The sequence below is a fragment of the Streptomyces sp. LS1784 genome (assembly GCF_020103755.1).
Classification (GTDB): Bacteria; Actinomycetota; Actinomycetes; order Streptomycetales; family Streptomycetaceae; genus Kitasatospora.
In genome coordinates, this window is record NZ_JAHSQD010000217.1 from 1 (window position 1) to 12792 (window position 12792).

The 12792-nt window shown below is 73.8% G+C and carries 8 protein-coding genes, 1 pseudogene and 1 riboswitch; of the genes and pseudogenes, 5 read left to right on the forward strand and 4 right to left on the reverse strand.

The window, feature by feature from the left end; genetic code table 11:
- On the forward strand, positions 1-1197 hold a 1197-nt coding region (locus KS423_RS23580; RefSeq protein WP_224281634.1), incomplete at its 5' end, for a hypothetical protein.
- Between the two features lie 159 nt (positions 1198-1356).
- Here KS423_RS23580 and ribA read toward each other — a convergent pair.
- Positions 1357-1986, reverse strand: coding sequence for a GTP cyclohydrolase II (ribA, locus tag KS423_RS23585; RefSeq protein ID WP_224281635.1), 630 nt, complete (start codon positions 1984-1986; stop codon positions 1357-1359).
- Positions 1987-2355: 369 nt separating this feature from the next.
- On the opposite strand from ribA, the gene gdhA reads away from it, so the two are divergent.
- From gdhA to KS423_RS23600, 3 genes are all read left to right on the forward strand, one after another.
- Positions 2356-3771 carry an NADP-specific glutamate dehydrogenase gene (gene gdhA / locus KS423_RS23590; RefSeq protein ID WP_224281636.1) on the forward strand — a complete coding sequence of 472 codons (1416 nt, stop codon included), beginning with the start codon at positions 2356-2358 and terminating at the stop codon, positions 3769-3771.
- A 198-nt stretch (positions 3772-3969) separates the two neighbouring features.
- A complete protein-coding gene (locus KS423_RS23595) occupies positions 3970-4845 on the forward strand; it encodes an AraC family transcriptional regulator (RefSeq protein WP_224281637.1) in 876 nt (291 codons plus the stop codon).
- A 288-nt stretch (positions 4846-5133) separates the two neighbouring features.
- Positions 5134-5898, forward strand: a complete 765-nt coding sequence (locus tag KS423_RS23600; RefSeq protein ID WP_224281638.1) for a VOC family protein — start codon at positions 5134-5136, stop codon at positions 5896-5898.
- Here the strand turns inward: KS423_RS23600 and lnt are convergent.
- The 3 genes from lnt to KS423_RS23615 form a co-directional block, all read right to left on the reverse strand.
- Positions 5874-7472: an apolipoprotein N-acyltransferase gene (gene lnt / locus KS423_RS23605; RefSeq protein ID WP_224281639.1), complete on the reverse strand. Its 1599-nt coding sequence runs from the start codon at positions 7470-7472 to the stop codon at positions 5874-5876. The two genes, KS423_RS23600 and lnt, sit on opposite strands and share 25 nt — an antisense overlap.
- 221 nt (positions 7473-7693) lie before the next feature.
- A complete protein-coding gene (cobN, locus tag KS423_RS23610) occupies positions 7694-11323 on the reverse strand; it encodes a cobaltochelatase subunit CobN (protein ID WP_224281640.1) in 3630 nt (1209 codons plus the stop codon).
- A complete protein-coding gene (locus KS423_RS23615) occupies positions 11320-11478 on the reverse strand; it encodes a hypothetical protein (protein WP_224281642.1) in 159 nt (52 codons plus the stop codon). The genes cobN and KS423_RS23615 overlap by 4 nt, the downstream gene beginning before the upstream one ends.
- A 65-nt stretch (positions 11479-11543) precedes the next feature.
- A riboswitch (cobalamin riboswitch) is annotated at positions 11544-11629 on the reverse strand.
- Between the two features lie 180 nt (positions 11630-11809).
- Here KS423_RS23615 and KS423_RS23620 point away from each other — a divergent pair.
- A pseudogene (locus KS423_RS23620) lies at positions 11810-12792 on the forward strand (hypothetical protein); the annotation flags it as partial.

The following is a 12792-nucleotide window of genomic DNA, read 5'->3' on the forward strand; positions in this document are numbered from 1 at the left end:
GAGGCCCTGCGCAGGCGTGGACGGGGACGGCCCGAGCGGCCCGAGCCGGAGGCCGAGGTGCGCCGGGAAGGACGGCTGACCCGGCTGTGGCGAAACCGGCGTCGGCGGCCGCCGGTGGACTGGCGGGGCCGACTGGCCGCCTGGTGGCCGCACGCCCGCACCGGCCTTCCGCGCCGGGCCGGGGCGGTCCTGCTGCTGCTCCTCGCCTTCGGGCTGCTGCTGTGGGCGGGGGCGGTGCTCCGCTACCCGATCGAGGCGGGGGAGAAGCTCGACCTCTCGCCCACCGGTGCCTTCGGCGGCCACCTGCGGAAGGCCGGCGACCACGCGGCCCGGCAGGTGGTCGGACAGCTCGGCGCGGGGTTCGTCGCGGCCGCCGTGATCGCGTTCTTCCCCGCCCGGGTGGGCATCGGTACGGCGCTGCTGACCGGGGCCGGGGCCCTGGCCATCGGTTACCTGCGGCTCGGGCCACCGATGACGGCACTGGAGACGCCGCAGTCGGTGGCCGACCGGGTGGTCGTGTTCGAAGGCGGGATGGGGAGCTGGGCCGGCATCGCGGCGGTGGTCGCGGTCGTGGTCTCGCTCATGCTGATCGAACGGGTGTCCAGCCGGCTGCTGAAGCCCGCTCATGAGGCCCGCAAGCAGGTCCGGGAGGCCTGGCGGCGGCTGGACGCGCGCAGCGCGGCGCGGTCGTCCGGGGCCACCACTGCCGAGCGGGTGCGGAGCGCGCCGTCCGGGCAGTGGCGGACGGGCGGTGCGGGCGCGCGCGACCGGGTGCGGTTCGCGCTCGGGACGACGGCGGTGCTGGTGCTGCTGCTGTGGGCGGCGGTCGAGGTGCGGCTCGCGGCCACCGGGGTGCACCGGACGCCCGGCTCCTGGGGGACGGGGCAGACCGGTGCGGCCTACCAGGCAGGGTTCGTCCTGCTGCTGGCGGTGGTGTCGCTGGTGAGCACCCTGGGGACGCCGACCACCGCCCGGGGGCTGTTCGCGCTCTGGGTGCCGGCCACCCTGTTCCTGGGCGCGTGGCCCGGGCCGCTGGGGCCGGTCGAGGCGCTGCGGATTCCGGTGTTCGAGGGGCCGTTCCGGGCGATCGCGGGGCTGTGGGGCCACGGGGCGTTCTGGGCCGCACTGCTGGTGGCCCTGCCGCTGGCGGCGTACGCGGGACTGCGGACGGTCCGGGGCGGGCGGGGGCGCAGGTGACGGACGGCCGCTGACGGATGGCAGCGAACGGCTGACGGCTGACGGACGACAGCTGACAGATAACAGCTGACAGCTGACAGATTTCGAAATCTGTCAGCTGTTATCTGTCGTCCGTCGCCGGAGCTCCGTCGGCTGTCCGCTGCCGCCTGTCCGGCGCGCTCAGCCGACCAGCCGGGAGAGCTCGATCGAGTGCCCCGTCCGCTCCACCTTCGCCCGCAGGTAACGGACGTTGCTCGCCGACAGGTGCACGCCCGTCGGCACCCGGTGCCGCACGATGATCCCCAGCTCGGCCAGCTGTGCCGCCTTGTCCGGGTTGTTGCTCAGCAGGTCGATGCCGGTCGCGCCGAGCGCGGTGAGCATCTGGGCGGCCGCGGTGTAGTCCCGGCCGTCCTCGGGCAGGCCCAGCGCGGTGTTGGCGTCGTACGTGTCCAGGCCGGAGTCCTGGAGGGCGTAGGCGTCCAGCTTGTTGTAGAGCCCGATGCCACGGCCCTCCTGCCGCAGGTAGAGCAGGTACCCGCCGGCCTTGCTGATCCGCTCCACCGACTCGCGCAGCTGCGGCCCGCAGTCGCAGCGGTCCGAGCCGAAGACGTCGCCGGTCAGGCACTCGGAGTGCAGCCGCACCAGCGGCGTCCCGCCCTCGGGGACCGAGCCGAGGGCGAGCGCCAGGTGCTCGGCGCCGTCGGCGAGGTCGTGGAAGGTGAAGACCTCCGCCTCGGCGCGGTAGCCGTCGGGGAAGGTCAGCGGGATGCGCACACGCGAGCGCACCGTGGCGGAGCCGGGCTGCGGCATGGGTGGGTCTCCGTGGATCGGGGATGGACCGGGGCGTACCGGGGTGGATCGGACCGGGGCGGACCGGGCCGAGATGGCGCGGACCGGGGCGGAGCCGATCGGACCCGGATGGATCGTGGTGGATCGGAGGTCGACCGTACTAGGTAGTTCCAATTTGAACAACTAGGGGTCTGGTGTTGCCGGACTCGACCGCGGAGGCGCACAACACCCCATCAGCCCCGCCTGTTCCCGCAGGGTCTTCCAGCATGTGGATGGTGCGGGAACCGCGGTGTGGACACTGCGAGACTTCCCCCGTTTCCTGGGCACGTCCCCCCGACCCACGGGAACGCTGCGCAAGCCCATCGACGACCACGGAAGGGTCCTGACCAGATGCCGACGACCCCCGCCAGCCCTGTCACCCCCGCATCCTCCGTCTCCTCCGTCTCCCCCTCCTCCTTCGACGCCGAGCAGCGCGCGATAGAGGCGCTCTACGCGGACGTGGTCCGCCGCAACCGGGGCGAGGACGAGTTCCACCAGGCCGTCCACGAGGTGCTGGAGACCCTGGCGCCGATGCTCGCCCACCGCCCCGAACTCCTCGACGCCCGGATCATCGAGCGGATCTGCGAGCCCGAGCGGCAGCTGATGTTCCGGGTGCCGTGGACGGACGACTCCGGCGACATCCACGTCAACCGCGGCTTCCGGGTGGAGTTCAGCAGCGCCCTCGGCCCGTACAAGGGCGGGCTGCGCTTCCACCCCTCGGTGAACCTCGGGATCGTCAAGTTCCTCGGTTTCGAGCAGATCTTCAAGAACGCGCTCACCGGTCTGCCCATCGGTGGCGGCAAGGGCGGCTCCGACTTCGACCCCAAGGGTCGTTCGAATGCCGAGATCATGCGGTTCTGCCAGTCCTTCATGACCGAGCTGTACCGGCACCTCGGCGAGTACACCGACGTGCCGGCCGGGGACATCGGCGTCGGCGGCCGGGAGATCGGCTACCTCTTCGGCCAGTACAAGCGGATCACCAACCGGTACGAGAGTGGTGTGCTCACCGGAAAGGGCCTCGGCTGGGGCGGTGCGCAGGTGCGTACCGAGGCCACCGGCTACGGCTGCGTCATGTTCACCTCCGAGATGCTGCACAGCCGTGGCGAGAGCCTGGACGGTCGCCGGGTGGTCGTCTCCGGGTCCGGCAACGTCGCGGTCTACGCGATCGAGAAGGCGCAGCAGCTCGGTGCGACCGTGCTCACCTGCTCCGACTCCTCCGGCTACGTGGTGGACGAGAAGGGCGTCGACCTCGACCTGCTCAAGGAGGTCAAGGAGGTCCGGCGCGGCCGGGTCTCCGACTACGCCCGACTGCGCGGCGGCCACGTCAAGTTCGTCGAGGGCCCGGGCGTGTGGAGCGTGTCCTGCGACGTCGCGCTGCCCTGCGCCACCCAGAACGAGCTGACCGAGGCCGACGCACTGGCCCTGGTGCGCAACGGGGTGCTGGCCGTCGCCGAGGGCGCGAACATGCCCACCACCCCGGAGGCGGTGCGGGTGTTCCAGGAGGCCGGGGTGGCCTTCGGCCCGGGCAAGGCGGCGAACGCGGGCGGCGTCGCGACCAGCGCGCTGGAGATGCAGCAGAACGCCTCGCGCGACTCCTGGACCTTCGAGCACACCGAGGAGCGGCTGGCCGGGATCATGAAGCACATCCACGACTCCTGCTTCACCACCGCCGAGCGCTACGGCCACCCGGGCAACTACGTGGTCGGCGCGAACATTGCCGGCTTCGAGCTGGTCGCGGACGCGATGCTGGCCCAGGGCCTGATCTGAGCGGCTGAAACAGACTCGCTGCTTCAGGGCCGGTGATTCAGGGTCACTGAATCGGGGGCGCTGAATCGGGCGCTGATCCCCGCCGCCGACGGCCGTCACCCGGCGATCGCCACCCGACCGGAGCGGGCACCGATTGTCGGGTGCGGCAGGGTGGGTCCTTCCTACGGTGAAGGTCAGTAAGGGAAGGGCGGGGTTGGCGTGCTGGAGCACCTGAACCGGGCGATGGACCGGATCGAACGGGATCTGGACCGCGAGGTCGACGTGGCCGAGCTGGCACGGATCGCGATGACGTCGGAGTACCACTTCCGGCGGCTGTTCTCGATGCTCGCCGGGATGCCGTTGTCGGAGTACGTCCGGCGCCGGCGGCTCACCGTCGCCGGGGCCGAAGTCCTCGACGACGGGCGGACGTTGCTCGACATCGCGGTCCGGTACGGGTACTCCTCGGGGGAGGCGTTCGCCCGGGCGTTCCGGGCCATGCACGGAGTCGGGCCGGGGGAGGCCCGGCGCGACGGTGCGGTGCTCGTCTCCCAGCCCCGGATGTCCTTCCGACTCGTCGTGGAGGGAAGCAGCAGTATGGAATACCGGATCGTAGAGAAGCCGGACTTCCGGATCGTCGGCAGGAAGGCGCGGGTCACCCTGATCTACCTGGGGATCAACCCGGGGATCGCGGAGTTCATCAAGGGGCTCGGCAGGGAGACGGTCGAACGGATCGCGGCCCTGTCCGGGGACGACCCGGCCGGGATCCTGTCGGTCAGCGACGACTTCTCACCGAACCGCGAGGAGGGGTCCGAACTCGACTACTGGCACGCGGTGGTGGCGCGCGAGGGTGTCGCCGTTCCGGCGGACCTGGACGTGCTCGATGTCCCGGCCGGCACCTGGGCGGTGTTCACCAACACCGGGCCGTTCCCGCAGGCCTTGCAGGAGATGTGGGGGGACGTGGCCAGTCAGTGGTTCCCGTCCAACCCGTACGAAGCCCGGCCTGGTCCGGAGATCCTCCGGGCCAGGCCCGTCCCGGGGGCGGCCGATGTCGCGGCGGAGCTGTGGATCCCGGTGTCGCGGGCCGTGCGGGGCTGACCGAGCGCGGGTGACGGCCGACGGCCGACAGCCGACAGATATCGGGTAACTGGTAACAGATGACAGCTGACAGCTGACAGCTGACAGATTTCAAAATCTGTCAGCTGTCATCTGTTCGCCCGCACCGTCCGTCCCGCCGTCCCGCCGCCGCGCCGCCACTCCGCTCACCCCGTTCGGCCCACCACCGCCCGCCAAGGTCCGCCCCGTCCCGCATGCTGGGGCAGGAGGTGCGGGGGCCGAGGCGCCGAAAACCCGCGAGTTCCCGAGCAAGCTACGAGGACAGACGTCATGAAGCAGACCTCCGTGACCACCAACGCCCCCTGCTGGACCGAGCTGGGCACCTCCGACCCGGCCGCCGCCCGGGCCTTCTACACCGAACTCTTCGGCTGGCAGGTGGACGACGCGGCCCGCCCCGACGACGGCGACTACACCCAGGTGCTCGTCCGGGGCGCCCCGGCCGCCGCCATCACCCCGCGCTACGCCCCGGATCAGCCGATCGCCTGGACGGTCTGCATCGCGGTCGCCGATGCCGACGCCACCGCCGCGAGCATCAAGGAGGCCGGCGGCCGGATCCTGAAGGACCCCACCGACGTCGTCGACCTCGGCCGCTTCTCGGTGGCCGCCGACCGCTCCGGCGCGGTGTTCATCCTCTGGCAGGCCCGCGCCTTCCAGGGCGCCGGGGTGTTCAACGAGCCCGGCTCGCTCGGCTGGGTGGAACTGCTCACCCGCGACCCGGCCGGTGCGCTCTCCTTCTATCCGGAGGTCTTCGGCTGGTCCGTCGCTCCCTCCGAGCACTACCCCCAGTGGGGCCTGGACGGCCGGGACTTCGGCGGCATGCTGACGATGGACGACCGCTTCCCGCCCCAGGTGCCGCCGCACTGGCTGCCGTACTTCGCGGTCGCCGACGCCGACAACACCGTCAGCCGGGCTGCGGCGCTCGGCGGGGACGTGCTGATGCCCGCCACCGGCGTGCCGGGCGGCCGGCGGATCGCGGTGCTGCGCGACCCCCAGGGCGCCGCGTTCGGCGTCTACACCGCCGGAAGCGAGAGCTGATCGGCGCGCCGGACGCCTCGCGAGCGCCACCCCGCCACCGCCGCCCCCGCGGTGACCAGCAGCGCCCCCAGGGGCACGACGTCGCCGATCCGGTCGTACCAGGTCAGCGTCCCGGGCGCGGTGAGCGGCAGCCGGACGGTCAGCGCGCCGGTGCCGTCGGTACCGAGCCGGGCGAGCTCCCGGCCCTGGGCGTCGAAGGCGGCCGAGACTCCGGTCAGCGAGGCCTGCACGGCCGGCCGGCCGGTCTCGGCGGCCCGTATCGCCGCCAGCGAGACGTGCTGTTCGGGGGCCCAGGTGCGCTGGAAGGTCGAGGTCGAGGACTGGTAGACCAGCACCCGGGCGCCGTCCCGGGCGCCGTCCCGGGCGGCGGTGCGGGACATGTCGGGGAAGGCCGACTCGAAGCAGATCAGCGCCCCGACCGGCAGTGGCGCGCCCGCCCGGTCGGTGGTGGGCAACACATGGAAGGACGTGCCGGGTGCCCGGTTCTCGCCCGCGGCCCGGCTGACCCCGGCGATCCAGCCGAGCACCGGCCGCAGCGGGATGTACTCGCCGAACGGCACCAGCCGGATCTTGCGGTATCGGTCCACCACGCCGGTGGGGGAGACCAGCACCGCGTCCTTGGAGATCCGCCCGTCCGCCTTGCGCGCGTCCTCCCCGGCGACGACCTCGGAGCCGGTGGTCGCGGCGAGTCCGCGCAGGGTGTCCAGCGCGGCCGGGTCGCGGTCGAGGTCGGCGGTGGTGCTGCTCTCGCCCCACACGACCAGGTCCACCGGCTGTCCGACCAGTCCGGCCGTTATCCGCGCGCTCGCCTCGAACCGGGCCTGCGGGTCCTCCACGATGCCGGGCTGGACCAGCGCCACGGTCACGGCCCCGTCCCCGGCGGGCGCCTCTCGCAGCGCGAACAGCAGCGGGCCGGAGACCAGCACCAGCACGACGGACCCGGCCGCGACGGCCCGCGGCCGCCGGCGCACCGCGGTCAGCGCGATCAGTACCCCGGTGTTCACCGCCGCCACCGCCGCGCTGACCAGCCAGATCCCGCCGGCCGAGGCCAGCCCCAGGATCGCCGGGTGCTGCCACTGGGTGGCGCCGAGCAGTGCCCACGGCCCGCCGAGCGCGGGCCAGGACCGCGCATACTCGGTGGTCACCCAGACCGCCGGCACGACCAGCAGCGCCAGGAGTGCCCGGCGGGCGGTCAGCTGAGGGCGCAGCAGCCGGTGCACGGTGTATCCGACGGCGCCCTGGAGCGCCCCGAACAGCACAGCGAGCACCGGCAGCCCCGGCCCGATGGACGGGACCAGCCAGTACATCGCGGTCAGGATGAACCCCGTGCCGAACCACCAGCCGCGCACCGCCGCCTCCCGACCCGAGGGTGCCCGCTGCATCAGCAGCAGTCCGGGGACGAGCGCGACCCAGGCCAGCCAGGCCTGCCCGGGCACGGGGAAGGCGAGCACCGGAACCGCTCCGGCCGCCAGCGCACCGATCCGCGCGCGGTACCGGTGCGGCGCGTGCGGCTCCCGTTCCTCGGTGGCAGGCGTGCTCAGGGCCGGGCTGGTGGGAGCGGAGCGACGCGACATGATCCGTATTGTCCGCCGGGAGGGCGCGCACCACCAGTACGCCGATCGGCCGAACGGGTGAATGGAACACCACGTGTGGAACCAGTGGCCTCAGTCGAACTGGCGATCCGGCGGCGGATCCAGCGGCGGATCCAGGGCAGGCCGGGCGCAAGCAGGGCACGAGCGGCGGGCGGGCCAGGGGCGGGCCTGCGGAGGCTGCCCCTGGCCCGCCCCGCGCGCCCTCAGTCCTCGCCGCCCTCCAGGTCCCCCTCGGTCTCCAGGAACGCGGCCTGCAGCTGCGCGATCAGCTTCGGGTCTGGCTGCTCCCACAGCCCGCGGCTCGCCGCCTCCAGCAGCCGCTCGCTGATCCCGTGCAGCGCCCACGGGTTGGCGCCCGCGAGGAACTCCCGGTTGACCGGGTCGAGGACGTACTCCTGGGTCAGCTTCTCGTACATCCAGTCCGCGACCACGCCCGTGGTGGCGTCGTAGCCGAACAGGTAGTCCACCGTCGCGGCCATCTCGAAGGCGCCCTTGTAGCCGTGGCGGCGCATCGCCTCGATCCAGCGTGGGTTGACCACCCGGGCGCGGAAGACCCGGGCGGCCTCCTCGGTCAGGGTGCGGGTGCGGACCGTCTCCGGGCGGGTCGAGTCGCCGATGTAGGCGGTCGGGGCCTTGCCGGTGAGGGCGCGCACGGTGGCCACCATGCCGCCGTGGTACTGGAAGTAGTCGTCCGAGTCGGCGATGTCGTGCTCGCGGGTGTCCGTGTTCTTCGCGGCGACGGTGATCCGCTTGTAGGCGGTCTCCATCTCCTCGCGCGCCGGGCGGCCGTCCAGCCCGCGGCCGTACGCGTAGCCGCCCCAGACCGTGTACACCTCGGCCAGGTCCGCGTCGGTGCGCCAGTCCCGGCTGTCGATCAGCTGGAGCAGGCCCGCGCCGTAGGTGCCCGGGCGGGAGCCGAAGACGCGGACGGTGGCCTTGCGTTCGTCGCCGTGCACCGCGAGGTCGGCCTGCACGTGGGCGCGGACGTAGTTCGACTCCGCAGACTCCTCCTGGGCGGCGGCCAGGCGCACCGCGTCGTCCAGCAGGGCGACCACGTGCGGGAAGGCGTCCCGGAAGAAGCCGGAGATGCGCAGCGTGACGTCGATGCGCGGGCGGCCCAGCTCGGCCGGCGGGATCGGCTCCAGGCCGGTGACCCGGCGCGAGGCGTCGTCCCAGACCGGGCGGACGCCGAGCAGGGCGAAGGCCTCGGCGATGTCGTCGCCGGCGGTGCGCATCGCGCTGGTGCCCCAGAGCGAGAGCCCGACCGAGGGCGGGTAGGCGCCGTCGTTGTCCGAGCGGTAGCGCTCGATCAGCGAGGTGGCGAGCGCCTGGCCGGTCTCCCAGGCGAGCTTGCTGGGGACGGCCTTCGGGTCGACGGAGTAGAAGTTGCGGCCGGTCGGCAGTACGTTGACCAGGCCGCGCAGCGGCGAGCCGGACGGGCCGGCCGGGACGAATCCGCCCTGGAGCGCGTGCAGCACGGCGTCCAGCTCGTCGGTGGTGGCGGCCAGCCGCGGCACCACCTGGGTGGCGGCGAAGGCCAGCACCTCGCGGACGGGTTCCTGGACGGCCTCCGGCAGCCCGGCGGTGACCTTGTCGACCGCCTCGGGCGCCCAGTCCTCCGCCTCCATGGCCTCGACCAGGGCGCGGGCCTTCTCCTCGGCCGCGTCGGTGGCGCCCAGGGTCAGTGCCGCCTCGTCGAGGCCGAGCGCCTCGCGCAGGCCGGGCAGCGCGCTGACGCCGCCCCAGATCTGCCGGGCGCGCAGGATGGCGAGCACGATGTTGACCCGGTCGGTGCCGGTCGGCGCCTGGCCGAGCACGTGCAGACCGTCGCGGATCTGGGCGTCCTTGACCTCGCAGAGCCAGCCGTCGACGTGCAGCAGGAAGTCGTCGAAGCCGTCGTCCTCGGGGCGCTCGTCCAGGCCGAGGTCGTGGTCGAGCCTGGCGGCCTGGATCAGGGTCCAGATCTGGGCGCGGATGGCCGGCAGCTTGGCCGGGTCCATCGCGGCGATGTTGGAGTGCTCGTCCAGCAACTGCTCCAGGCGCGCGATGTCGCCGTAGGAGTCGGCGCGGGCCATCGGCGGGACGAGGTGGTCGACGAGCGTGGCGTGGGCGCGGCGCTTGGCCTGGGTGCCCTCGCCCGGGTCGTTGACCAGGAAGGGGTAGATCAGCGGCAGGTCACCGAGGACGGCGTCGGGGCCGCACTCGGCGGACAGCGCGGCGGTCTTGCCGGGCAGCCACTCCAGGTTTCCGTGCTTGCCGAGGTGGATCACGGCGTGGGCACCGAAGCCGCCGTCCTCCTGGGCGGCCTCGATCCAGCGGTAGGCGGCCAGGTAGTGGTGGCTCGGCGGCAGGTCGGGGTCGTGGTAGATGGCGACCGGGTTCTCGCCGAAGCCGCGCGGCGGCTGGATCAGCACGAGCAGGTTCCCGGAGCGGATCGCGGCCAGCACGATGTCGCCGTCGGGGTTCTGCGAGCGGTCGACGTACAGCTCGCCGGGGGCCGGGCCCCAGTGCTCCTCGACCTGCTCGCGCAGGCCCTGCGGGAGGGTGGCGTACCAGCGGCGGTAGTCGGCGGCGGGGATGCGCACCGGGTTGCGGGCCAGCTGGTCCTCGGTGAGCCAGTCCTGGTCGTAGCCGCCGGCCGCGATCAGGGCGTGGATCAGCGCGTCGCCCTCGTGCCCCTCGTCCTCGGTGCCGGTGTGGAAACCGGGCAGGTCGTCGCCGAGGTCCATGCCCTCCGCGCGCAGCCGCTCCAGCAGCCGCACCGCGCTGGCCGGGGTGTCCAGGCCGACGGCGTTGCCGACCCGGGAGTGCTTGGTCGGGTACGCGGACAGCACCAGGGCGAGGCGGCGCTCGGCGGCCGGGACGTGCCGCAGCCGGGCGTGCCTGACGGCGGTGCCGGCCACCCGGGCGGCGCGCTCCGGGTCGGCGGCGTAGACGGTGAGGCCGTCCTCGTCCAGCTCCTTGAAGGAGAACGGGACGGTGATCAGGCGGCCGTCGAACTCCGGGACGGCGATCTGGGTGGCGGTGTCCAGCGGGGAAAGACCGTCGTCGCTGCCCTCCCACTGGGCGCGCGACCAGGTGAGGCAGAGCGCCTGGAGGATCGGGCGGTCGAGTGCGGCCAGCGCGCCCGCGTCCCAGGCCTCCTCGTCCCCGCCGGCCTGGGCGTCGGCCGGGCGGGTGCCGCCGGCGGCGAGCACCGTGGTGACGATCGCGTCCGCCTCGCCGAGCGCGGCCAGCAGCTCGGGCTCGGCGCCGCGCAGCGAGGCGCAGTAGTAGGCCCGGGCCCGGGCGCCCTGGTCCTCGACGGCCCGGCAGAGCGTCTCCACGAAGGCGGTGTTGCCGCTCATGTGGTGGGCGCGGTAGTAGAGCACCGCGACCGTCGGACCCTCGGACGTACGGGCCTCGCGCTCCAGGGGGCCCCAGGCCGGGGCGGAGGCGGGCGGGGCGAAGCCGTGGCCGGTCAGCAGCACGGTGTCGGAGAGGAAGGCGCCCAGCTCGGCCAGGTTGGCCGCGCCGCCGTGGGCCAGGTAGGCGTGCGCCTCGGCGGCGATGCCGGCCGGGACGGTGGACAGCTCCATCAGCTGGGCGTCGGGGGCCTGCTCACCCGTCAGCACCACCACCGGGCGGGGGCCGGCCAGCAGCGTGTCCAGGCCCTCCTGCCAGGCGCGGCGCCCGCCGAGCAGGCGGACCACGACGAGCTCGGTTCCCTCCAGCAGCGCGGGCAGGTCCTCGGGGGTGAGCCGGGCCGGGTTGCCGAGCCGGTAGCGCACCGGGCCCTCGGAGGCACGGGCGCTGAGCAGGTCGGTGTCGGACGTCGACAGCAGCAGGATCATGCGAAGGCCCTCCCGGCCTCGTCGGTGGCCAGGGTGGCCGGGATCTGGGCCGGGTCGGCCGCTGTGGTGGCCGGGACGGCCGCGCGGTCGACCGGGGTGGTCGTGGCGGCGGCCGGACCGGCCGTGATGGCGGCCGGGGACGCGGGCGCGGGCATGCGACAGCGCTGGAACATTTCTGCCTTCCTCGGGGTCCGCGCCCCGGGCCGGTGGAGGACGGCAGGAGTTCCTGGCTCCCGCGGCCGACCGGTCTACCGGTGAGCCGCGGTCACAGTGGCGGGACCGCACCGGGTTCGCACCGGTTTCCTCCCCTGCGCCGTCGCTGGCGTGCGGGCGGCCCACGGGGACCGCCCGCCAGCATCGTACGGGGTGCGGCTGACCTGGGGGAGGGTGAGCTTTCGGACGTCCGGCAAGCGGGGCGGCCTGCCGGGCCGGGGTGTGATGCAGCGGACGGAGGCAAGCGATCGGATCATCTGTATGCTCGCCGCCATGCCACCGACACCCGCCGCCGCCGCGCCGGGCGCCGCAGGACCCGACCGGGAGGTGCCCGACCGGGGGCGTGCGGACGCCTGCCCCGGAGCGCTTCGTCTGCATGCGGCCGACGACGGCGCCCTGGCCCGGATCCGCCTCCCCGGCGGCCTGTTGACTGGCCATCAGGCACTCGCGCTGGCCGAGGCGGCCGAAGCCCTCGGCGACGGCGAGCTGGAGACCACCTCGCGCGGCAACGTCCAGCTGCGCGGCCTGGCCTCGCACTGCGCGGCCGAGCTCGCCGACCGGCTGCGCGCCGTCGGGCTGCTGCCCTCGGACACCCACGAGCGGGTCCGCAACATCGTCGCCTCGCCGACGGCGGGACTCGACGCCGCCGGCGGCACCCCCGGCGCCGCCGATGTGCAGGCCTGGGTGCGGGAGTTGGACGCACGGCTGTGCGCGAGCGGCTGGGCGGCCGGGCTCTCCGGCAAGTTCCTGTTCGCGCTGGACGACGGGCGGGGCGACGTCGCCGCGCTCGACGCGGATGTGACATTGATCGCAGGCCCGGACGGTACCGGGCTGCTGCGCCTCGGGCGCGACGGGCGCGGACACCCGGTCGAGGCCGGGCAGGAGGTCACGGCCGTGCTGGACGCGGCCCGCTCCTTCCTGACGGCACTGCGGACGAACGGACGCCGGGCCTGGCACCTGCGCGAGGTCCCCGAACTGACGCCGGCCGGCTCGGTGCCGCTGCCCGACTTCGCCGGTACCGCGCCCGCCGTCGGCACGCTGCCCGGCGGGCTCTCGGTGGGACTGCGCTTCGGCCGGGCGAGCGCCGGACAGTGGCGGACTCTGGTCGCCGCCTCGGCCGGTGAGCTGCGGCTGACGCCCTGGCGCGGGGTGGTGCTGCCCGGCGCTGCGGCCGACCGGCTGCCAGCGCTCGCCGCGGCCAGCTTCCGTACCGAACCCGGCTCGGCCTGGGAGCGGGCCACCGCCTGCACCGGGCT